The organism is Salmonirosea aquatica (genome assembly GCF_009296315.1).
GTDB lineage: Bacteria > Bacteroidota > Bacteroidia > Cytophagales > Spirosomataceae > Salmonirosea > Salmonirosea aquatica.
Genome location: NZ_WHLY01000002.1, coordinates 344,838 through 366,959 on the forward strand (window position 1 = coordinate 344,838; position 22,122 = coordinate 366,959).

The 22,122-nt window shown below is 51.1% G+C and carries 21 protein-coding genes; 8 read left to right on the plus strand and 13 right to left on the minus strand.

Annotated features, from left to right (window positions below; all coding sequences use genetic code 11):
• The first annotated feature begins 55 nt into the window (after positions 1–55).
• Positions 56–847, plus strand: coding sequence for an MOSC domain-containing protein (locus tag GBK04_RS02350; protein ID WP_152756504.1), 792 nt, complete (start codon positions 56–58; stop codon positions 845–847).
• Between the two features lie 3 nt (positions 848–850).
• Positions 851–1,699, plus strand: coding sequence for a hypothetical protein (locus GBK04_RS02355; protein WP_152756506.1), 849 nt, complete (start codon positions 851–853; stop codon positions 1,697–1,699).
• A 40-nt stretch (positions 1,700–1,739) separates the two neighbouring features.
• Here the strand turns inward: GBK04_RS02355 and GBK04_RS02360 are convergent, their stop codons facing one another.
• Both GBK04_RS02360 and GBK04_RS02365 read right to left on the minus strand, forming a co-directional pair.
• The gene (locus GBK04_RS02360) at positions 1,740–2,945 is read right to left on the minus strand and encodes a hemolysin family protein (protein WP_152756508.1); all 1,206 of its coding nucleotides are present in this window, start codon (positions 2,943–2,945) and stop codon (positions 1,740–1,742) included.
• Positions 2,942–3,163, minus strand: a complete 222-nt coding sequence (locus tag GBK04_RS02365; RefSeq protein WP_152756510.1) for a hypothetical protein — start codon at positions 3,161–3,163, stop codon at positions 2,942–2,944. The genes GBK04_RS02360 and GBK04_RS02365 overlap by 4 nt, the downstream gene beginning before the upstream one ends.
• 225 nt (positions 3,164–3,388) lie before the next feature.
• Here GBK04_RS02365 and fbaA point away from each other — a divergent pair, with 225 nt between their 5' ends.
• The gene (gene fbaA, locus GBK04_RS02370; RefSeq protein ID WP_152756512.1) at positions 3,389–4,468 is read left to right on the plus strand and encodes a class II fructose-bisphosphate aldolase; all 1,080 of its coding nucleotides are present in this window, start codon (positions 3,389–3,391) and stop codon (positions 4,466–4,468) included.
• A gap of 130 nt (positions 4,469–4,598) precedes the next feature.
• Here fbaA and GBK04_RS02375 read toward each other — a convergent pair whose 3' ends face one another.
• The 4 genes from GBK04_RS02375 to GBK04_RS02390 all read right to left on the minus strand — a co-directional run bounded on the left by GBK04_RS02375 (position 4,599) and on the right by GBK04_RS02390 (position 6,991).
• Positions 4,599–4,961: a hypothetical protein gene (locus tag GBK04_RS02375; RefSeq protein ID WP_152756514.1), complete on the minus strand. Its 363-nt coding sequence runs from the start codon at positions 4,959–4,961 to the stop codon at positions 4,599–4,601.
• 78 nt (positions 4,962–5,039) lie between these two features.
• Positions 5,040–5,438, minus strand: a complete 399-nt coding sequence (locus GBK04_RS02380) for a hypothetical protein (protein WP_152756516.1) — start codon at positions 5,436–5,438, stop codon at positions 5,040–5,042.
• Between the two features lie 100 nt (positions 5,439–5,538).
• Complete coding sequence (locus GBK04_RS02385) at positions 5,539–5,913, minus strand: hypothetical protein (RefSeq protein ID WP_152756518.1); 375 nt, start codon at positions 5,911–5,913, stop codon at positions 5,539–5,541.
• 124 nt (positions 5,914–6,037) lie between these two features.
• Positions 6,038–6,991: a bile acid:sodium symporter family protein gene (locus tag GBK04_RS02390; protein ID WP_152756520.1), complete on the minus strand. Its 954-nt coding sequence runs from the start codon at positions 6,989–6,991 to the stop codon at positions 6,038–6,040.
• A 264-nt stretch (positions 6,992–7,255) separates the two neighbouring features.
• Between GBK04_RS02390 and GBK04_RS02395 the strand changes: the two genes are divergently transcribed.
• Positions 7,256–8,899 carry a T9SS type B sorting domain-containing protein gene (locus GBK04_RS02395; protein WP_152756522.1) on the plus strand — a complete coding sequence of 548 codons (1,644 nt, stop codon included), beginning with the start codon at positions 7,256–7,258 and terminating at the stop codon, positions 8,897–8,899.
• A gap of 60 nt (positions 8,900–8,959) precedes the next feature.
• On the opposite strand, the gene GBK04_RS02400 is transcribed toward GBK04_RS02395, so the two are convergent.
• The 4 genes from GBK04_RS02400 to GBK04_RS02415 form a co-directional block, all read right to left on the minus strand.
• Positions 8,960–9,880, minus strand: a complete 921-nt coding sequence (locus GBK04_RS02400; protein WP_152756524.1) for an aspartate carbamoyltransferase catalytic subunit — start codon at positions 9,878–9,880, stop codon at positions 8,960–8,962.
• A 119-nt stretch (positions 9,881–9,999) separates the two neighbouring features.
• A complete protein-coding gene (locus tag GBK04_RS02405) occupies positions 10,000–10,689 on the minus strand; it encodes a DUF3575 domain-containing protein (RefSeq protein WP_152756526.1) in 690 nt (229 codons plus the stop codon).
• Positions 10,686–11,462 carry an LVIVD repeat-containing protein gene (locus tag GBK04_RS02410; RefSeq protein ID WP_373330660.1) on the minus strand — a complete coding sequence of 259 codons (777 nt, stop codon included), beginning with the start codon at positions 11,460–11,462 and terminating at the stop codon, positions 10,686–10,688. The genes GBK04_RS02405 and GBK04_RS02410 overlap by 4 nt, the downstream gene beginning before the upstream one ends.
• Positions 11,463–11,503: 41 nt before the next feature.
• On the minus strand, positions 11,504–12,043 hold the full coding sequence (locus tag GBK04_RS02415; protein ID WP_152756528.1) for an LVIVD repeat-containing protein: 540 nt from the start codon (positions 12,041–12,043) through the stop codon (positions 11,504–11,506).
• Positions 12,044–12,473: 430 nt separating this feature from the next.
• Here GBK04_RS02415 and GBK04_RS02420 point away from each other — a divergent pair, with 430 nt between their 5' ends.
• Complete coding sequence (locus GBK04_RS02420) at positions 12,474–15,722, plus strand: SusC/RagA family TonB-linked outer membrane protein (protein ID WP_373330661.1); 3,249 nt, start codon at positions 12,474–12,476, stop codon at positions 15,720–15,722.
• A gap of 42 nt (positions 15,723–15,764) precedes the next feature.
• Positions 15,765–17,324: a RagB/SusD family nutrient uptake outer membrane protein gene (locus tag GBK04_RS02425; RefSeq protein WP_152756530.1), complete on the plus strand. Its 1,560-nt coding sequence runs from the start codon at positions 15,765–15,767 to the stop codon at positions 17,322–17,324.
• A 94-nt stretch (positions 17,325–17,418) separates the two neighbouring features.
• Here GBK04_RS02425 and GBK04_RS02430 read toward each other — a convergent pair whose 3' ends face one another.
• On the minus strand, positions 17,419–18,147 hold the full coding sequence (locus GBK04_RS02430; protein WP_152756532.1) for an acyl-[acyl-carrier-protein] thioesterase: 729 nt from the start codon (positions 18,145–18,147) through the stop codon (positions 17,419–17,421).
• Positions 18,148–18,331: 184 nt separating this feature from the next.
• Here GBK04_RS02430 and GBK04_RS02435 point away from each other — a divergent pair, with 184 nt between their 5' ends.
• Positions 18,332–19,744 (plus strand): Gfo/Idh/MocA family protein, encoded by a 1,413-nt coding sequence (locus GBK04_RS02435; RefSeq protein WP_152756534.1) that lies wholly within the window; start codon positions 18,332–18,334, stop codon positions 19,742–19,744.
• Between the two features lie 88 nt (positions 19,745–19,832).
• On the opposite strand, the gene GBK04_RS02440 is transcribed toward GBK04_RS02435, so the two are convergent.
• On the minus strand, positions 19,833–20,024 hold the full coding sequence (locus GBK04_RS02440; protein ID WP_152756536.1) for a cold-shock protein: 192 nt from the start codon (positions 20,022–20,024) through the stop codon (positions 19,833–19,835).
• 150 nt (positions 20,025–20,174) lie between these two features.
• On the opposite strand from GBK04_RS02440, the gene guaA reads away from it, so the two are divergent.
• Positions 20,175–21,704 carry a glutamine-hydrolyzing GMP synthase gene (gene guaA / locus GBK04_RS02445; RefSeq protein ID WP_152756538.1) on the plus strand — a complete coding sequence of 510 codons (1,530 nt, stop codon included), beginning with the start codon at positions 20,175–20,177 and terminating at the stop codon, positions 21,702–21,704.
• A 73-nt stretch (positions 21,705–21,777) separates the two neighbouring features.
• Here guaA and GBK04_RS02450 read toward each other — a convergent pair whose 3' ends face one another.
• Entirely contained in the window at positions 21,778–21,939 is a 162-nt protein-coding gene (locus tag GBK04_RS02450) for a DUF1328 domain-containing protein (RefSeq protein ID WP_152756540.1), read from the minus strand.
• Between the last annotated feature and the right edge of the window lie 183 nt (positions 21,940–22,122).

Sequence of the window (22,122 nt, forward strand, 5' to 3'; positions counted from 1 at the left end):
ATTTTTAACTAAAACTAAAATTTAACTTATCCACGATTCAATACTTACACAACCTATGATTCTTTCCGAAATCTGGATTTACCCCATCAAATCGCTCGGCGGCATCTCACTATCCGAAGCCACCGTGGAGGAACGTGGCTTACAGTACGACCGTCGCTGGATGCTGGTGGATGCTGGGGGTAAATTCATTACTCAGCGGAAAGTCCACGCAATGACGTTGATCGATGTGAGTTTTGCGGAGGCAGGATTCTTAGCAATGCACCGTTCGTTTCCCCAAGATCCGCTTTTTATCCCCTTCGAGCCAAAAAGCCAAGAACCCGTTCAGGTAAAAGTGTGGGACGATGATGTGGAGGCTATCACTGTAAGCGACGAAGCCGACCGCTGGTTCAGCAGGTACCTTCGTCAGACCCTCCGTTTGGTAAAAATGCCCGAGGCAAGTAAACGTCTGGTAGACTCCCGCTACGCCCAGCATGGAGAGTCCGTCAGCTTTGCGGATGGGTACCCACTGCTGGTAATCGGTCAGGCGTCGCTCGACGAGTTGAATAAGCGCCTACCCGAGCCCGTCTCGATGCGCCGCTTCCGGCCCAACCTGGTTGTTACGGGTACCTCTCCCTTTGCCGAAGACTACTGGACGGATTTGCAAATCGGCTCCGCTACCTTTAATGCCGTAAAACCCTGCGCCCGTTGTGTATTGACCACTATTGATCCTGACACCGGCCAAACCGGAGCCGAACCATTGAAAACCTTAGCCACCTACCGAAAGCATAAAGGCAAGATTCTGTTCGGCATGAATCTTTTGGCCATGCCGGGCCATATTGCCGTGGGAGATCGTGTCGAAATTCACTAGTTCATGTCAGAATCGAACCCTCCGCCTTATCGTTTCCGGGCCAGTCACCTGCATTGGCTCAGCCTCGACGTCGTTGCGGGAGCCGTAGTGTCGCATATTGCTGCCAACCGGATGCCTACCGGAAAACAACCGCTCAATGCCTGGGTTACCGTGATTTTGGGATTGGTCGTTTTAGGCATCTACACCCTGGACCATCTGCTCGACAATAGGAAGCCAGAACAACCCCGTACCCAACGTCATGCGTTTATCCGCGAGCACGAGGCCGTCATTTGGCGTATTACACTTGGGTCCCTGGGGCTGGCCGCCCTACTTTCCTGGCTCATTCCCCGGTACCTTTGGGAGTTCGGTCTTGGCATGGTCATACTGGTCGCCCTGTATTTGTGGGGGGTGTCCCGCATACCCATGAAGAGCCACCAACAAGCCCTGAAAGAACCAATTACCTCGTTGATTTATGCAGCAGGCGTGTGGGGAAGTACCTGGTTTTTGGGAGATTCGGTTACGTGGGAAAGTATCGTACTTGGAATAATTTTCTATCTGATCACCGTACAGAGTCTACTCCTCTTTTCTCACATCGAGGCGATTCAGTACCGCGAAGTTTTTAACATGGCCCGGTGGTTGAAACGACCTCTGACGCTTGGCATTCTGAAGGGAATTTCGCTCATTACGCTTATCGTCTGTTTGGTGGTGTGTTTTCTGACCGAGTACCACTTTACCCAACGGCTCTCGGTCCTGTTCATCCTGATGTCGCTCGTACATTACTGGATGGTTCTCAATCCGGAGAAAGTCGTTTCGGACGAGCGGTTTCGGTTGGTGGGAGAGCTGGTTTTTATTATGCCAGGGCTTGTTCTTTAGGTACCTAAGGTACCTACCTCTTTTCAGGACTCGTCTCCTTTCAGGCTTCCTCACCTACCGTCAACCGAACGAGTTCGATCCGGGTATCCTGCATCGAAATCACCTGAAAGGTGTAGGGGGGTAGATCAATAAGATCGTTGACTTTGGGCAAATCGCCGTGAATATGAATCAGCATGCCGGCGAGGGTATCGTAGTCGCCCTCGGGTAATTCCCAGTCATATTTTTCGTTGAGGTAGTCTACTTCGTGGCGGGCACTCAGCAGGTAGGTGTTCTCGTCGACTTTCCTTTCCGTCCAGTCTTCGGTGGAGTCGTATTCGTCCTGGATTTCCCCAAATATTTGCTCCACCACATCCTCCACGCTCACTAGCCCCGAGGTACCTCCGAACTCATCCACGACCAGGGCCAGGCTTTTTCGTTCTTCCAGAAACCGTAACATCAGGTCACTGGCGGGCATCGCCTCCGGCACGATCAGCATGGGCGTTACGATACTGGCGATCTCCTTGGGTTTGCGAAACAGGGCCAGGGAGTGGCAGTACCCCGCCACATCGTCGATCGATTCGCGGTAGACAATGATTTTGGAATGTCCGCTACTGATAAAGGCCTGCCGTAGGTCTTCTATCTCGTCGTCCAGCGCCACAGCGGTAATCTCGGTGCGCGGGATCATGCAATCCCGGATACGGACGTCCTTAAAATCCAGCGCGTTGATAAACATGCGTTCCTCGATCCGGTTATCCTCGAAATCCGAATCATCCGCCACCGCCGTTTCATCACGGATCTGGCTGACCAGGCGTCCCGCCGTGGCCGGCGGAGCACTCTTGATGAAGGGTTCGACCAACCAGTAGACTGGTGTCAAGAGCCACTCAGCCAGCCGCACCGGAAAAGCACGCATCGACACCAGCCGCGGAAAAGCCCGCCCCGCCCGCAGCCAAAGTACGTAGGTGACTACCCACGCCGCAAAGGCTACTAGGCTGAATACGACCCAATACAGTGCTCGGGGCCAGTCCAATACTTCGGGCCAGACGGTATGATTGGAAGCCACCAGGCAAAAACACCCAAAGGCCACCAGCATCAATCGGTTCATGCGCAGCATCCGGCGCCAGTAGGCAAGTGAATGGGCTTTGACATCACTTTCCGGGCTCATTTGCATCCATTCCAGCGGTGAGTCCAGCAGGATTGCCCGCACGGCTCCATAATACCCTGCCAATACAAAGAAGAACACCGCAAGCACCGGATAGGGATTAATCATTTTTTCTTCTGTTTAGTGGATTTCGTTTTGGGAGAAGCTTTCGGATTCTCGGGCAAAGTGCGCAAACGGTAGTACTGGTGCAAGAGCAGGAAGGTCAGACTGAGCATCATCAACCAATAGCTATGGCTCAAATCGGTCCGTAGAATTTCCAGGATCCACAGCAGAAAAAAGCCCAGTGCGGCGGCCAGCAGAAGGGTCTTGATCAGTTTAGGATTCATGGCAGTTCAATCAGCAGGTGGGGTACCCCGGGAAGTACTTCATAAAGTCAAAAGTAAGAAGAATCCTCAAAAATAGCGTATCCAATTGCTTTAACAACCTTTTACCCGTTTCAGGCCATTCCTTTCATTGGCAAAAAAATAGTTATCTTGCATACTCGAACCCCGGTATTTTGATAATTATCGAATACCCTAAATTTTTTCTTTAAATAATCCTTAAATCTTACCATGAGCGATACAATGACCCGCTTTAAGCCCGGCGTAGTTACGGGCGAAGGCGTAAGCGAAATTTTCCGTCATGCCAACGAGAACGACTATGCCCTACCGGCTGTCAATGTCGTGGGTACCAACTCGGTGAACGCCGTTCTGGAAACCGCTCGGGCGGTCAATAGCCCCGTGATGATTCAATTCTCTAACGGTGGCTCCATATTCTATGCGGGCAAGAGCCTGCCCAACACCGATCAGAAGGCCGCCATCGCCGGGGGTATCTCAGGAGCCATGCACGTACATCAGATGGCAGGGCACTACGGCATACCGGTGATTCTGCACACGGACCACTGCGCTAAGAAACTGCTCCCCTGGATCGACGGTCTACTCGATGCCGGTGAAAAATATTTCGACCAGCACGGGGTACCCCTTTATAGCTCGCACATGCTGGATCTTTCGGAAGAACCCATCGAGGAAAATATCGAGATCAGCGCCAAATACTTCGAGCGTATGGCCAAAATGGGCATGACGCTGGAAATTGAATTGGGCGTGACGGGCGGCGAGGAAGATGGCGTGGACAACAGCGACGTAGATAGCTCAAAGTTGTACACCCAACCCGAAGAGGTAGCTTATGCCTATGAGGAGCTCAGCAAAATATCGCCGAATTTCACCATTGCGGCGGCATTCGGCAATGTGCATGGGGTATACAAGCCAGGTAATGTGAAGCTGCAACCTAAGATTCTGCACAATTCACAGGAGTACATCATCAAGAAATTCGGCACAGGTCCCCTACCCGTCAATTTTGTATTCCATGGGGGCTCGGGGTCGACCCGTGAAGAGATTCGGGAAGCCATTCAGTACGGCGCCGTCAAAATGAACATTGATACCGATATGCAATGGGCTACCTGGGAAGGTATCTTGAAATATTACCACAAATCTGAACATTACCTGCAAACCCAGCTCGGCAATCCCGATGGCAGCGATTCACCCAACAAGAAGTATTACGATCCCCGCGTGTGGCTGCGTAAAGGAGAAGAAAGCATGGTAGAACGGCTTAAGGTAGCTTTCGAGGATTTGAACTGCATCAACCGGCTCGCTTAAAGCCGTTGAGTATTACGAATGAAGACAGCTTGTCAGCGCGTGCTGTGATAAAAAGGGCGAACCGTACGGTTCGCCCTTTTTATTGAAGTCTGGAAAATGTTAAATTCCCGCTTCCAGGTTGGTGCCAATTTTACTGACATTTTCCGAATGAATTATCGGCTCCGTAAAAGGTAAAAACCAGCTTATCGGTCTGTAAATCTTTCAGGCCGTAGGACCAGGTACCCTCTCCATTGACACCAAAATTAGAAATCAGTATAGCCTTGTTGTCGTCCGCGATTTTCCATTGGCCGCTTTGCGTCTGGCCATTTTGCCGCTGCCGGTAGTTACCCTCCGCGCCGAAATACTGGTCGGGAAGAATCGACTGGTTGTCGCACCACCAGGTTTCGGTCAGGCTGGCTACTATTTTCGGTTGTACATCCTTCTCATTTTGACAGGAAAACCCGACCATCAGGCCCAGCCCTACTGCCCATTTAGCAAACTTTACCCCTATCATATTGTACTGGTTTGTAAGAAACAGATTTGTTTAGCTGAAAAACGAATCTTCTCGCCAAAAAGTACCTTCTAAGGACAACTACCGCCCGCTAATGGTCGAACAGGGCAGCAGGGTATGAATAGAACGACTATCACCCCGAACCGTGAATTGGAGTTTATTCTGCTTGATTTCACCGATCTCATAATAATAGTCAGAATTCGGTTTACCCTCCAATACCGGGAAATTCAGCTTTTCATTGTTAGCTGACAGTTCCCATTTCCCTAAATACTCTACTCCTTTGTAACGCTGTTTGAAGGTACCGTCGCTGTCGAAGTACTGATCTGTCATGGTACTGGTGTAGTCACACCACCATTTACCCACCAGCAATTCGCGCGTGCTGGGTTCGGCTTCTTTCTTTTGGCAGGAGAACATTCCTACCAAAAAAAGTCCAACTATTGCAGTTAACAGTCGGGTGTACGTGCGGCTTTGTTTTTTCATTGGATGTAGATTTTTGTAAGCAAATTGGTTTAATCATTTTACAAAAAAAAGAACGTACCACCCGTTATAAAAAATACAGTATTCCTACCAAAAACAGCTACTAGGGACAGGGAGCAAATGTATAGTCGCCGATGTAATTAAGTACAAGCTTGCTGGATGACACTTCCTTGAGGCCATATGTCCAGCTGTCCACCAGATTATTCGATACGTCCGAAATGGAAATGGTTTTTTTATCAGAAGACAGCGACCACTTACCGGTTGACGTAACTCCATTGAAACGCTGCTGGAATGTCCCGTCGGCACCAAAGAATTGGTCGGCCAGGGTTTTGTTACTGTCACACCACCATTTTCCGCTTAGCTGAGCACTGACATCCGGCCCGGGATCATCATCCGACTTGCAGGAGAACATGACCAAAAGGCCAAAGAGGAAGGTCCATTTGAGGGTTTGGGTAATAGATTGGCTGTGCTTTTTCATGAGAGTATGTTTTAAGATGACTAATATTTATATCGCAAATAAATCAGTCATTCCAAAAAAACATAGTTTAATCCCCCTGATTTTCACACCATTTAGTAAACGGCGCTCCTGATTATAATACCTTTCAGGTCATTTCGGAGGCTTCTTCCACTGCCGGTACCTCAATCCGGTCTTTTCCCCAAAAACTCGCCAGCAACGAACCGGTGATGTTCATAATCGGACCAAAAAGCGCCGGTGCAAGACCCACAGTAGCTACCTTGCCCATTTGCAAAGCTAGTCCGGAAGCCAGTCCTCCGTTCTGTAATCCCACTTCCAGCGCCACCGTGCGGCAATCCTGCTCGGGCAGCCGCAGCAAGCGGGCCAGTCCATAACCCAGCGAATAGCCCAGCAGATTGTGGATGAGGGTACAGACTACCAGTGCGGCACCGATCGTGAGCAGGCTTTCGCGTCCCGCGGCCGTAATGATACAGATGATGAGGGCGATGCCGATCATCGACACCAGCGGCATGTAGCGGTTGAGCCAGGCCGACTGCTTTCGGAATATGTAATTGACGAGCAGCCCCAGCCCGATGGGCAGGATGATCATTTTCAGGATATCCACCATCATTTTCAGAAAATCCACTTCCACGAAGGTACCCGCCAGCCATTTCATGAGGGCAGGAGTCAACAAGGGTGCCAGCAGGGTCGCTACGGCCGTGATGGTCAGCGATAGGGCCACGTTGGCCTTAGCAATGTAGGACATGACGTTGGAAGCCAGGCCGCTGGGTGAGCAGCCAATCAGAATTACCCCGGCCGCTACCTCGGGCGGGAAATCGAAACTTGTGGCCAGGGTGTAGCCTATGACGGGCATAATCGAAAACTGGCAAATCAGCCCGATCAGCACTGAACGCGGCGACTTGATTACGCTTTCAAAGTCTTTCAAACCCATGGTGGTACCCATACCGAACATGATAATCATCAGCAAGGGCACGATCAGGTTCTTAAGCTCAAAACCTCCCAGGCTGGTAAATGGACCCGGAAAAATCATGGCCAGGGTAGCCGCTACGATGATGGAAAGGGTATAGAGATACGATTTCATAAGGAAGTTTGATTTGGAAGAAAAGAAAGACATCCTGCCAAACTACTTATGGCCCCGAATAGACTCAGGATACTGGAAGGTACCCCATTTTGGTTACACATAATATTTGCTATCTCATCCATATTAGTTTGATCAAATACATTTTACAAGCACAAAAGGCACTATTTTTGCGTATTTATTGGTTACTCCATTAGGTAGCATTCTTACCAACCCGATATTGACACTATCAAGCGTATTATAATCTTTCGCTCAAAACAGAACTCGATGCTATTTTTCAGGAAGCGCTTTTTTGGGAAAAGTATCTGTGTGATTTTCGCCTGCTTCTTCCTGCACTTCAATGCGTTTTCACAATGTCCGCAGAGTTACTCCTGGACGGAATGGAGTAGTTTCAATGGTATGAATGCGACAGGGAGCGTTCTGGTCGACAATAAGGTCATCGGCGTCACCATGACCGCCAATTATTCCTTTGATTCAACCGAAACCATTTTTCGACTGGCCGATTATTTCGCGCCGTTCAGCGGCTATTCCCAGATTAAGGACGGGACAGTTCCGCGAATGACCTGGTCGGTGGGACAAGGGGGCAAAACCACCATCTGTTTTTCGGAGCCCGTTACCAATCCCATACTCCTGTTTGCCTCTCTGGGCCGTCCAAGTGCAGCCGTTACACTCAGTTTTTCAGAACCCTACGTCCCCATGTTTGACGGGGGAGGGATGGATTTTCTGGATGGTTATTCCCTGAGTGGCAATGAGGGAAACTGCATTATTCTGTTTCCAGGCACCTTCAGCTGCGTTACCATCAACTCCACGACTCCCGAGTACTATACGAACATTACCTGGGGCTTACAGCCCCCTGCTTTCCCGGTAACGATCACGGAAAAGGCAGCGGCCTGCGGTAGTACGATTCTCACGGCCCAGGGTGGAGTAAGCTACCGATGGAATGGAGGGAACAATCCTCAACAGGCTAGCAATCTGATCGATACGAGCGGAATTTACACCGTCACGGCTACCGACGCCAGAGGATGTACGTCCGTAGCGCTGAAAAACATTTCCGAACTCCCCAAGGCCACAGTCACTTCGGAAATCGAACAAACTATTTGCCAGGGACAATCCTATCTGGGCTATACCGCCAGCGGGGTGTACCATGATACCCTGACGAACAGTAAAGGGTGCGACAGCATCCGAACTGTTCGCCTCACCGTGGTAGACACACCCAAACTGGATTTGGGGGGTAACCGGGAAATTTGTGAGGGAGAATCGCTTGAAATTGTACCCGCCGTGCAGGGTACGGGCCCTTTTACCTACCGCTGGTCGACGGGTGAAACCTCCCCAAACCGCACCGTCGATAAAGCAGGGAAGTATAGGCTTACCGTTGGGCAAGGGGCTTGTTCGGTCAGTGATTCAGTGCAACTCACGGTAAATCCCCGGCCCGTGGCTACTCCGGACGAAACAGTATGCAGGAATCAACCGCTGGTCGCTGGACTGGCCGACCCCAACGTATCCTACCGCTGGGTACCTTCTAACGAAACAACCCGGGAAATATCGGCAGCCCATGAAGGCATCTATCAAGTGACGCTCACGAATCAATTCGGTTGCTCAACCCTAAAAACTTTTACAGTTGTAGGCACCTGTGCGGCCCTTATTTTCGCGCCGGATGCCTTTTCACCCAACGGCGATGCGGTGAATGATGTCTTCAAGGTACTGATAACCGGAGGAGTTCCGCTTAGCTTTACTATTTTCAACCGATGGGGGAATCCCGTGTATGCCAACCAGGAAAGCGAAACGGGATGGGATGGAACTCTGAATGATCAACCATGCGCCGAAGGTACCTACGTGTACGTGTTGCGGTATAAAAACCTTCTGGATAATTCAATAGCCGAGTATCGGGGTAGCCTGCTTCTGATGCGGTAATTGTCCCAACAGGTTTACTCACCGATAGGGTAATCTTCGCAAGTAGGGTACCTTACCCTGCTACTGCTGCGCCAGCAAATACAGCACGGCCATGCGCACGGCCACGCCATTCTCTACCTGATTCAGGATAATGGAATGGGACGAATCGGCGGCATCCGAGGAGAGTTCCACGCCACGATTGATGGGGCCGGGATGCATCAGCACGATCTCGCGGTCGAGTTCATCGAGCATGGCTTTGTTGATGCCAAAGTACAGTGAGTACTCACGCAGCGAAGGGAAATACTTGATCTGCTGCCGTTCCAGTTGAATACGCAGCACATTGGCGACATCGCACCAGCGGAGGGCGGTGCGTACATCATGGCCTACCTTCACGCCCAGTTCGGGCAGGTACTTGGGAATGAGCGTCGCGGGACCACATACCATCACCTCGGCACCTAGCTTCTGTAAACAGAAAATATTCGAAAGCGCTACCCTGGAATGCAGGATATCCCCGATGATGGCAATTTTACGGCCTTTCAGATCACCCAGTTTTTCGCGCATCGAGAAGGCGTCGAGCAAAGCCTGGGTGGGATGTTCATGGGTACCATCACCCGCATTAACCACATTGGCCGAAATCCGGGTAGACAAATAATGCGGAGCACCCGGGCTACTGTGCCGCATCACGATCATGTCTACCTTCATGGCCAAAATATTATTGACCGTATCGAGCAAGGTTTCTCCTTTTTTGACCGAGCTGCCGGAGGCCGAAAAATTGACCACATCCGCCGAAAGCCGCTTCTCGGCCAGCTCGAACGACAGACGGGTACGGGTGGAATTTTCGAAAAAAACGTTGGCAATGGTAATGTCGCGTAGGGAGGGCACCTTCTTGATCGGGCGATTGATCACTTCTTTGAACTGGGTCGCGGTATCTAATATCGTATGAATGTCGTTTTCTGTGAGATTCTTGACGCCTAGTAAATGCCGAACCGAAAGTTGTGCCATTGCGAGTGTACGGGAAAGTTTGGCAAAGATAGAAAAAAGTGCCGTTTGAACTTCGACGCACATCCGCTGAGTTTCGCAAACCTTACCCAAGGTCAATCGACGAGCCCTAAATATTATTTTTAAAGTCGATATCCGAAATGGAAACCCATCGACAAACTGCCCGTAGGACGGTAGCGGCCGGGGATGTCGGTGCGGATACTGAAAAAATCGACCTGGTCATCGCTTCTGGTGTTCCGGGGCAAGCCCAGGTACCTCACATTCAGCGCCCGGATGCCCAGGCCCAGATATATATCCATCAGCCAACGCTCGCCCATGACGATCTGACCGCCCCATTTGATATGGAAAGCATTCACAAAACGTCCCAGATGCGTATCCTGGTTCTTGAAATAGGCACACTGCTGATTGAACCGGCCACCGGTGCAGTCGTACCCTACACTTTCAAATTGTTCTTCGCTATTTTTTTTGAAAAGGTACTCTCCGGCTATGTAGGCACTTTGCTGGTTGCGCTTGTGGAAGTAGTAGCGGATCTGGGAGCGGGAGCGCCAGGTTTCGCGGTGGGGATGCTCGTCTCTTTCTACATGCCAAAGATTGAAGGCCGAGTGCCCATAACCTACCTCCTGCTGTACCGTCCAGGCGGGGTTCCACAAAGGTACCTCGATGCCTGCCTGCACCGTATTGTCCAGATCGAACAGCGCCAGCGGCGTGACTTTCAGGATAATCACCGAACCCAGCGTGTCGGGGCTAGGTACCTGGGCGTATGCCGAAGCCAGGCTGCACACAAAAAGTACCCCTAACAGACATTTTCTCATTCCACCGGAATTTTACTGAGGAAATCGAACTGGTCCTTGTCGTCATAACGGTACTGATAAATCCCCTGCTCGCCCGTGATGATCAGCGTGGAGCGGTACGGAATCACATCATAGGTAGGTATGTCTTCCCGGAATTCTTTCAAAACAGGCTGCTCGGGGTTGGAAATATCGAAGAGTTTCAGCCCCCGGGTACCTTCACCCACAAAAAGCCGGTTTCCATCTGCCCCCAGGCCGTAGGGCGATTCCATCGGCAAGCTGGTTTTCAGCTGTGGACTGGAAAGGTTGGAGATATCCACCACATCAAGCGTCGAGCGGGAAACGAACTGCCGACAGACCGTCGCGTTGCGCAACGTTACGTAGGCATAGATACCCTGCACTACCACCGGATCGCAGCTCATTACGTGGGTATATTTGGTAAGCAGGCGGGGCGATTGGGGCTGCGCATTTTCAAAAATGTACATCCCGTCGTTGGCCCCAACAAACAGGTTGTTTTTGTAGGGAAAAATGGTTTCTATTCCCACGCCCAAATCCGTTTTGGTCGCTTTTACGGGTTGATCGGGCTGGGTAATATCATAGACATCGAGGCTTTGCCGAGTCACGATATAAAGAGTATTACCCGTAATGGCAAAGCGCGCCATGGAACCGCCTGTGCCCGTCTGAGAACCTGGTGAGATATCGGCAGAGCGCGAGACAGAATCGCAACCCGAGATCGCAAAAGTCGCACTCCCGATGACCATTAGGTACATTACAATTCGCAGGGTACTGTTTTTCATAGGTACTATTGGTTTGGGTTACCCCTGAAAAATTTGAATCATTAACGGAAACAGGCTGGCGGCGCCGAAACCGACACTTTCTCCCAGCTTACTACAAATCCTTTTTTGCTATCCACACACTCAAAGTAGATATTCTGGAATGGAGGAAAATCGTACTGTGGTATCGCCTGCCCGATTCTTTTTACCGTCTTGATCGCCGTAGGATTACTAATATCAAATACCACCAGGTCGCGACCATTGTCGGCATAGAGGTAGTTGCCTTTCACGGCCATATCATAGTTGGCTAGGATACTGAGAAAAGCTATCTTCTCTGGCTTAGCAGGATCACTATTGTCGATCACATGAATCCCTTCGCCCAGTTCATTTACAAACAAATAGTCGCCCTTGACGTAGATTTTACCCGGCTTCCGCAGAGGGCGGGGTTCCTGGGTCTCTATTTTGGTCAGTTCCGCCTGGGTAGCATAGACGGGTCGGTAAGCGGTGTTGTCAAATACAGGTCCATTGGGAACCTCATCACGGACAGGCTCACAGCCAGCCATAACGGCCAGTATTCCAAATAGTAGAAAGTAGTTTTTCTTCATTGGTTCGAGCCTTTTATTTCAAGAGTTTTTACCGGAAAGAATGGTTGTAAAGCGGTGAAAAAATATCCCAGAAAATAACACTGAGTATTTTTGTACCCTTCGTCCCCCCGCTGGTTTACTATTTTAATGATTGTATACCTTCCCAATGCCTCTGGTACCCGACAAAAAAACATGAATACAGACTTACTGTGAGATCAGCGGCTAACAGATACTTTACAAAGAGGATAAACTACCTTATCCTTTTATAATCAAAATAGTAGAATTTATTTAATAAAATTTTTAATTAAATATCGAGTATAAATTAAACAAATTTCGGTTCTTTGTTGAAAAAAAGAACATCCATGTCGAGTAGCCAAACTGCCGTATAGTTGTTTTAAAGTTTTTACAGTCAATCGTTTACCTTACATTCTCACTTTTAACCTTGTATTGTATGAAACACAATTCCTCACTAAAAACCGGAATCTGCCAATCGCGCAGAAATCCCTTGCTCCGAGTCAGGCTGCTGATTCTGATGGCAGTGATTATTTCCTGCTTCACCGTCCAGGCTCACACGGTGAGCACACCCGACTTTGGCGCAACGACAGCACCATTTGCAGATAAAACCGTAAAAGGTAGAGTAACCGATGTGGCCAATGGACAGGGACTTCCCGGTGTCAATGTGGTCGTGAAAGGTACCAGTGTGGGTACTACCACGGATGAGCGGGGTGACTATTCAATCAGCGTACCCGAAAATTCGTCGGTTTTGGTATTTAGTTTCGTTGGGTACCTTAGCCAAGAAGTTCCCGTTGGTAATCGTACGACCATCGACCTGGCTCTGGCCTCCGATACCAAGGTGCTGAGTGAAGTGGTTGTGATCGGCTACGGAACTGCCAAGAAGTCCGACTTGACCGGAGCGGTGGGCTCGGTGAAAGAATCGGAATTGCGCGAGCGTCCGGCCCCTTCACTGAACCAGCAATTGGCTGGTCGGTTGCCGGGCGTACAGGTCAACACAAACTCGGGCCGTCCGGGTGGTCGTACTAACGTGCGGATCCGGGGTTTTAGCTCGATCAACTCCTCCAACAACCCGCTATACGTAGTAGACGGTGTGATGCTGCCCCAGGGTAACCTTTCGCAGTACAGCTCCGCCATTGACTACCTCAACCCCAATGACATCGTGTCGGTAGAAGTTTTGAAAGACGCTTCTTCTACGGCCATCTACGGAGCACGGGGCGCCAACGGCGTAATTCTGGTAACGACCAAAAAAGGAAAGGCGGGCGAAAGTTCGGTAACGTATAGCGTAGATTTGAGCGTACCTACCATCGGTCCCAAGCGTCCGCAGGTGTTGAATGCTCAGGAGTACCTCGATACGGAAGATCTGGCCTATACCAACATCGCCAAGTATGATCCCGCGGGCTGGGCTTCGGGCAAATACGCCAACCTCAACCCTATCACTCGGCGCCGGGACTACAATGCCAAATTCCCCGGCGTGTTCCGGGAAGAAAACGGCGTATTTCTCCCAAATTACGATACCAATTGGTTTAAGGAAGCCACCCAGAACCGGGTTTCTCAAAACCACCAACTGGGCTTCAGTGGCGGTAACCAGCGCACTACCTATGCCCTTTCGCTCAACTACCGCGATGAGGAAGGTCTGATCAAAACCACCTACCAGAAGCGCTATGCCGCCCGGTTCAGTATCGATGATCAGGTGAAAAAGTGGATGCGGATTGGCGCTACGCTGAGCTACAACAATCAGAACGAAAACCTCTCGGACATCAACGACGCCGTTTCGCGCCAGATCGTGGAAGACTTCCCCTTCCTGCCCGTAAAATACGCCGATGGCTCCTATGCCAACAACCGCGACTATCCGCAAGCTGAAGGCAGTATGAGCTCGGTACACCGCCTTATGGATCGCAAGTACATCATTGCTACGCAGAACACACTCGGTAGCTTGTACGCCAATCTGACCCTGGCCCCCGGCCTGGAATTACGGTCGGTACTGGGTGCGAATGTCATCACGCAAGAGATTAACCAGTCCAGTACCCGTACCCTATCCATCTCACAGTTTGGTACGGCCGAGAAAGTCAACAACAAATCGGTGTTCTGGTCGTGGGAAAACTACCTGACCTACAACAAGACGTTTAACGGCATCCATGCCTTTACCGGCTTAGCGGGTATATCGTGGCAGGAAACGAACAATACCGGCTTACGTGCCTACATCCAGAACTTTGCCACCGACTACTTCGGCTATGACAACCTGGGTGCGGGAGCTACTAACCCGCAGGTAGGTTCGGGTGCGTCGCGCTTTGCGTTCAACTCGTACTTTGGCCGGATCAATTATAGCCTGAAAGACAAGTACCTGGTGACCGTGACGGGCCGGGCCGATGGCTCTTCCAAGTTCGGAGAGAACCACAAGTTTGCCTTCTTCCCCTCCGGAGCTTTAGCCTGGAAAGTGTCAGAAGAAGATTTCCTGAAAGGCAATCCGGTGATTTCCAACTTGAAACTACGGACCAGCTACGGCGTAACGGGTAACTCCGAGATTCCTCCCTACTCGTCACTTTCGCTGCTTAGCTCCAACTACGCTGCCGTGTATGGCGACACCCGCGTGGGCGGTACGGGTCGCAACCGCCTGGCCAACCCCGATTTGCGCTGGGAGAAAACCGCCCAGACCGACGTGGGTGCCGAAATCAGTTTCCTGAAAGGCCGCATTTCATTTGAAGCCGACTACTATTACCGCAAAACCACCGATATGCTGCTGGATGCCCCGGTACCCCGTACGAGTGGTTATTCTGTAATTCGCAAAAACATCGGGTCTATGCAGAACCAGGGCTTCGAGTTTGCGCTCAACACGGTCAATGTCGAGAGCGGAAGCTTCACCTGGACCTCCAACTTCAATATTTCACTGAACCGCAACAAGGTACTTTCGCTGGCTACGCCTTCGGACATCTTTGGTGTAGGTGGTCCCAACTTCACCAACCAGACCAGCATCATCCGCATTGGCGAACCAGTCGGTTCGTTTTGGGGCTTGATCCGGGAAGGTACCTGGAGCGAGGCTGAGCGCGATGAGGCCGCCCAGTTCCGCAGCTACCGGAATAACCTGACCATGCTGCCCGGTGATATCAAATACAAAGACCTGAACGGCGACAAGGCTATCACCGATGCCGACCGTACCATCATTGGTAATGGTAGCCCCAAGGGCTGGGGTTCGTTCATGAACACGGTTCGCTTTGGCAACTTCGACCTGATGCTCGATCTGCAATTCACCTACGGCAACGACGTATTGGACCTTACGTTGCACCCCAGCGAAGACCGTCAGGCCATTGCCAACAGCTACAAGACTGTGCTGGATGCCTGGACGCCCACCAACCAGGATACGCCCGTTGCTGAAATCCGGGAAACGCGCGCGGGCTACGTGACCAATGTGGATTCACACTGGGTATTCGATGGCTCATTCCTGCGGGGACGTAACCTGCTGCTGGGCTACAACGTACCCGCTGACCTGACCAGCAAACTGAAGATGAGCAAAATCCGCCTGTATGTTTCGGCGCAGAACTTCTTCCTGCTGACCAAGTACCCCCACGGCGATCCCGAAGTGACGCCTACAAACGGCGATGCAGCAAGCAATGTGTTCTCACAGGGTATTATCTGGCACGGCTATCCCAAACCTACCATTTACATGGGCGGTATCCAGGTGGCGTTTTAAGTGTTAAAGTTTAGTAATTGATCCAATAAGTTATAGACAAATATGAAACGATATAATTTTAAGAAAACAGCGAAAATACTCCTGTGCGGATTTGTGCTGCTGGGGCCGACAGCCTGCAAGGACTTTCTGGAAGAGCAAGATCCGGCTAACCTGACTCCCGAGAGTTTCTATACCATTCCTGACCACGCCGAAGCCGCCATCGCAGCCGCCTACGCCGAAATGCGTTTCTACGGCGATGGCTCCGGGATTTTCTCGTCCAACTGGCAGATGCTAGAAGCTGTAACGGGTACTTCCACGACCGAAACCGCCCAGAATTCGGACTTGAACAACCTGTATTCGCTCTCGTACGACGGTAACACGCAGCACCCGATCAATTTCTGGAATGGCCTGTACCGGGTGATCGCCAACGCCAACCTGGTGCTGGAAAAGGTACCCCCTATCACCCCCATGCCCGAAGCACAGAAAACCAAAATTCTGGGGGAAGCCCGCTTCCTCCGCGCCTGGTCGTATTTCTACCTGGTACGGTTGTGGGGTGATGTACCCATCATCACCATGCCACAAACGGCTTCTTCCGAGAACTTCTATCCTGCCCGTGCGCCCCAGGAAGAGGTGTATCAGCTTATCGTAGACGACTTGAAAGTAGCCGAGGCAGCTGGCTTACCCTGGATGGACGTAACGGGTCGGGCCAACCTGGCCGCGGCCAAATCGCTACTCGCTAAGGTGTACCTGACGATGGCCGGATTCCCATTGAGCAAGGGGGCTACCCATTACAAGTTAGCTGCCGATAAGGCCAAGGAAGTGATCGACTACGCCAATGCCAACCCGACCACGATCAACCTGTTCCCGAATTATAAGGATGTACACAACGAAACCCTCAAAAACCGGCTGGAGCATATTTTCATGATTCAGTACAACTCCACGGTTGCGGGTAATCCGATGGACAACTTCTACCCTAACTTTAAGCCCGTCACCTATTCGGGCCCGGGAGGTACGGGTAGTTCGGTACCTACACGGTCGTTCTATGATTCGTATGAAACGGGCGACCGCCGCACCAAGGATCAGGAGGGATGGTTTTATACCACCTACTTCACCAATGGCAACGGCGCGCGCTTCGACCTGGGTGCTCCCTATGTCTTCAAGCACTTCAACTTCATTGCCAATGGCACCGAAGGCCTGGCTGGTACCCGGAATAACAATCTCAATGTACCCCTTATCCGTTACGCCGAGGTGCTATTGATTTTTGCCGAAGCCCAAAACGAGGTGACGGGCCCCACCCAGGAAGCTTATGATGCCTACAAGCGTATTCGCGACCGCGCTACTCTGACCACTCCCGCTCTGGGTACCTTCGACAAGGCATCTTTCCGGGAAGCGGTTTGGCGCGAGCGCTGGTACGAACTGGCCTACGAAGGCAAAACCTGGTTCGACATGGTGCGCCTGCGCAAGGTATTCAATGAAAAAACCAAAAAGTTTGACGATTTTGTGGGTCACGTAAACCTGAACACGAATGTACCCCTGGCCGAGAAACACCTGTTGTTCCCGCTGGGCATTCAGGAGATGCTCAATAATCCGAATCTGAAGCCGCAGAACCCTGGCTACAACTAATCAGATTGCTTGATTAACCAAAAGCGCCGCCTTCCCGAATCGGGAAGGCGGCGCTTTTGGTTAACAACATATGCATATGGTCGATCGAACCAGCCTACCAGTTCGATACGCCGACGGCCATTTCTTTCCCCTCCTGATCAAGCAGCCAGTGCATCAGTTCACCCCTTCCCGGATGGCTGGAAACACTGGTGATCAAATCCTGCCGGGTGCATTCTTTCTTGAATTGAATCTCGATTTCAGTACAGAAATGGCTGGCCAAAAATTCAGGAGGAAGCGGCTCCAACATCCATTGAAAATAAACGCTATTGTTCACATGCGCATTCGAGTCGATCTCATTGTGCCGGGCGCGGAGTTCCGCCCTGGGCAAATCTCTCAACTGGGGTGAGAGAAATTTTCGGGTAGGCCGGGATAGAAAAGGCAGATGTCTGTAGGGCTCAAAAATAGCTTGAAAATGTGCCGCCGGGGTAGTCAGGCCTCTTTTGGTGGTATCGAAAACCAGCCAGGTTGACGAGGCCGAAATGAGCAGGGTACGGGCTTGGTCGTACATCCTGAAATCCCGATACACATACACGCGTTCCAGGCCCGCGGGGTGGGTTTCAATGGTAATTTCTTCGGCGAGCCTTGGCCAACGGCTAATCGAAATCTTCATGCGGTGCAGTACCCATGACAACCCCAGTTCAGCCAGGGCGGGCATACCTACCCCCAACTGGATCGCGTGCCGGTCGGCGGCGTCCTGCAGGTAATTGGCCAGCGAATACAAGGTAAGATTTCCCTGGCTGTCGGTTTCGAAGTTACGGACCCGTAGGGTTTCGGTATGAATCATAACAAGAGGTATATTCCAGGGAAGTAGGGTACCCTTCCTACGGGTTTCAAAGCTACTAAAATTTTTCGGCCCCTGAATCCTTCGTCAAAGGGGTAGCTTAGATGAGTAGAATAGCGCTTTTTTGGTTTATAATATTTGCTGGGGTACCTTACTTTTCAAATTACTCGAACCTGTTTATTCGCTTATGAAACCAACGCGCAGAACTTTCCTGAAAAACATTTCCGCTGCCTCAGCGGCACTGGCCACCGCCGGAGTGGCTGGTACTGGGCTAGCCAAGGCAGGCGTGGCCCGTCCCTTCTCGATCATCCGGGATTTAAAGAAGGTCAGTCCCAATGACAAAATTCGCATTGCGACCATCGGCATGGGTATTCAAGGCAATTTCGATACCCAGGCGGCTCTCCGTAGTTCGCCCGACACTGAACTGGTAGCTGTAGCCGACCTGTACGACGGGCGCTTGCAACGGGTGAAGGAAACCTTCGGAAAAGATATTTTCACCACCCGCGACTACCGCGAAATCCTGGCCCGAAAGGATATTGATGCCGTGCTTATCGTCACGCCCGACCATTGGCACGACCACATCACTAAGGAGGCTCTGAAAGCCGGGAAAAACGTCTACTGCGAAAAACCCATGGTACACCACATCGACGAAGGTTTGTCGGTGATCGATGCCTGGAAAAAATCGGGAAAAACCATGCAGGTAGGTAGTCAGCGGATCAGTGGCGCGGCGCATAGAGAGGCCAAGCGAATGATCGATGCAGGCGATATCGGCGCCATCAATTATATAGAGTCCAACAACGACCGCTTCGGAGCCATCGGTGCCTGGAATTACTCCATCCCGCCCGATGCCTCCCCGGCTACCTGCGATTGGGAACGCTTCCTAGGCGATGCACCGAAGGTACCCTTCGACGCCAAACGGTTTTTCCGTTGGCGCAACTACCGCGACTACGGTACGGGCGTAGCCGGCGATCTGTTCGTCCACCTGATCACGGGTGTACATTTTGTGACGAGTTCGCTGGGGCCGGAACGTATATTTTCGTCCGGGGAGCTAAGCTACTGGAAGGATGGCCGCGACGTACCCGACGTACTGGTTTCCATCCTGGAATACCCCAAAACCTCCATTCACGAAAAATTCCAGATGGTGCTGCGGGTGAATTTCGCCAATGCGGGCTCCATCAAAAACAACACCCGGATCATCGGAACGGAAGGACAGATCGAGTTTGACGGCTCAGGTATTGTCCTGACCAAGAAAAAGCTCCCTGTGGCTCCTGGCTACGGCAACTACGACAGTTTCTTCACCTTTCCCGAAGCCACGCAAAAGGAATTCGTCAAGCAGTACGACGCTCAATATCCCCCCGACACGCGCAAAGCCGACCCGGTGAAGGAAATCAAGTTCAGTGCTCCCGACAAAGAAGACGAGCACGCCAATCACTTCGCCAATTTCTTTGAGAATGTTCGCAAAGGCAGCCAGGGTACCATCGAAGATCCGGTTTTTGCTTTCCGGGCTGCCGCACCTGTGCTGGCCTGTAATGAGAGCTACTTCGATCAGAAAACCGTATACTGGGATCCCGTGGCGATGAAGCAGCTGAAGAAGAAATAATCTACCGTTGCTTGCTAAGGTACCCTTAAAAACAGCGAAAGCCCCTCTGAGAAGAGGGGCTTTCGCTTCATTATGTGTATGGTAAGGCTTAGGCAAGCTTAACATTCACCGCGTTAAGGCCCTTACGACCTTCCTGTAAGTCAAAGGTAACTTCGTCGTTTTCCCGGATTTCGTCGACAAGCCCTGAAATGTGTACGAAATAGTCCTGTCCAGTTTGGGTATCCTTGATAAAGCCGTACCCTTTCGAATCATTGAAAAATTTTACTGTTCCCTGGTTCATAACTCCCTTTTGTGTATTTGTTTTTCACAAAAATAGTAGTTCTAAACATTTTTCCAAACAAATTTCACTACGCGCGCCCGAGGCTAATACTTGCGTTTCTCTTTCGCACTTTGAAGCTTTCTATTTAGTTTTGCGATTTAGATAGCTACCATGACCGAACAAATCCTTATTCTCGATTTCGGCTCCCAGTATACTCAATTGATCGCCCGGCGGGTTCGCGAACTTGATGTCTATTGCGAGATTCATCCCTTCAACCACATTCCGGCATTCACCCCCAACATCAAGGGGGTTATTCTTTCGGGTAGCCCCTGCTCAGTGCGCGACAGCGACTCACCGCGCGTGGATCTGAGCCAATTCCGCGGGAAGGTACCCGTATTGGGTGTTTGCTACGGCGCACAGCTGATGGCCCAGATGCTCGGCGGTGATGTGCTGCCCTCCCAGCACCGCGAATACGGCCGCGCCAAACTGGAAATCATCGATGACGACTCGTCCCTGCTAGCCGGTCTTTCCGAAACCTCGCAGGTATGGATGTCGCACGCCGACACCATTGTGCGTATTCCTGACAATTTCCGGATTATCGCTTCTACGGATTCGGTGGAAGTGGCGGCATTCAAAATTGAGAACGAACTGAGCTACGGCATTCAGTTTCACCCCGAAGTGACCCATACTACCGAAGGAAAGCAACTTCTCCACAACTTTGTGGTGGGCATTTGCGGTTGCCACCAGGATTGGACCGCCGAATCGTTCGTTGAATCGACCATTCATAGCCTGCGGATGAAAATTGGGAATGATAAAGTGGTCATGGCCCTGTCGGGTGGGGTCGACTCTACGGTTGCCGCCACGCTCGTGCACCGCGCCATCGGCGACAATCTGTATTGTATTTTTGTCGATAATGGCCTGCTGCGCAAAAACGAATTTGAAGAAGTACTCCACTCCTACCTGGATATGGGCCTCAATATCAAGGGTGTGGATGCTGTACAACAATTTTACAAATCGCTGAAAGGACTCGAAGATCCTGAAGATAAGCGTAAAGCCATTGGCCGCACCTTCATTGAGGTATTTGACCAGGAGGCGCATCTTATCCAGGATGTGAAATGGCTGGGGCAGGGTACCATCTACCCCGACGTCATTGAGTCGGTTTCGGTGAAAGGACCTTCCGCCACCATCAAATCGCACCATAACGTAGGCGGCCTGCCTGATCTGATGAACCTGAAAGTGGTGGAACCACTGAATACGCTGTTCAAAGACGAAGTACGGGCCGTGGGACGGACCCTTGGAATTTCTGACAAGATTCTCAGCCGTCACCCCTTCCCAGGCCCTGGGCTGGCTATCCGGATTCTGGGTGAAATTACGCCGGAGCGCGTGGCTATTTTACAGGAGGTCGATGCCATTTTCATCAATGGCCTTAAAAAGCACAACTTATACCACGATGTGTGGCAGGCAGGTACCATGCTCCTACCCATTCAGAGCGTGGGGGTGATGGGCGACGAGCGTACCTATGAACGCGTGGTGGCGCTGCGGGCCGTTACCTCCGTCGACGGCATGACCGCCGACTGGGCCCACCTACCCTATGAGTTTCTGGCCGAGGTTTCCAACGATATCATCAATCGGGTTAAAGGCGTCAACCGCGTCGTATACGATATATCCTCCAAGCCGCCCGCCACCATTGAGTGGGAATAGGAAAGGCACATAAAAAGGGAAGGGGCGACCAAATGGTCGCCCCTTCCCTTTTTATGTGCTCTGCTTTACTTCGTTAAAGTCGGGATCTGCCGAAGATGAGGCTGATCACAAAAAGAACGATAAATACAAAAAACAGAATCTTAGCGATTCCGGCTGCTCCGGCTGCAATGCCTCCGAAGCCAAGGACACCGGCAATGATTGCCACAACGAGGAATATGATGGTCCATTTAAGCATGATTGAAAAGGGGTCTAGTGAAAAATGTTTGTTGATCTAGCTAAATAAAAAGCCTGTACCAGATAGCGAATTCAAGGCTTATGTTTCCTTCATAACCCGTTTTAGGCCTTCTGACGATAAGGAGGCCTAAAATATGGGGTACTTTATACCCATATTTCTATTCACTGAACGACCACATACCAT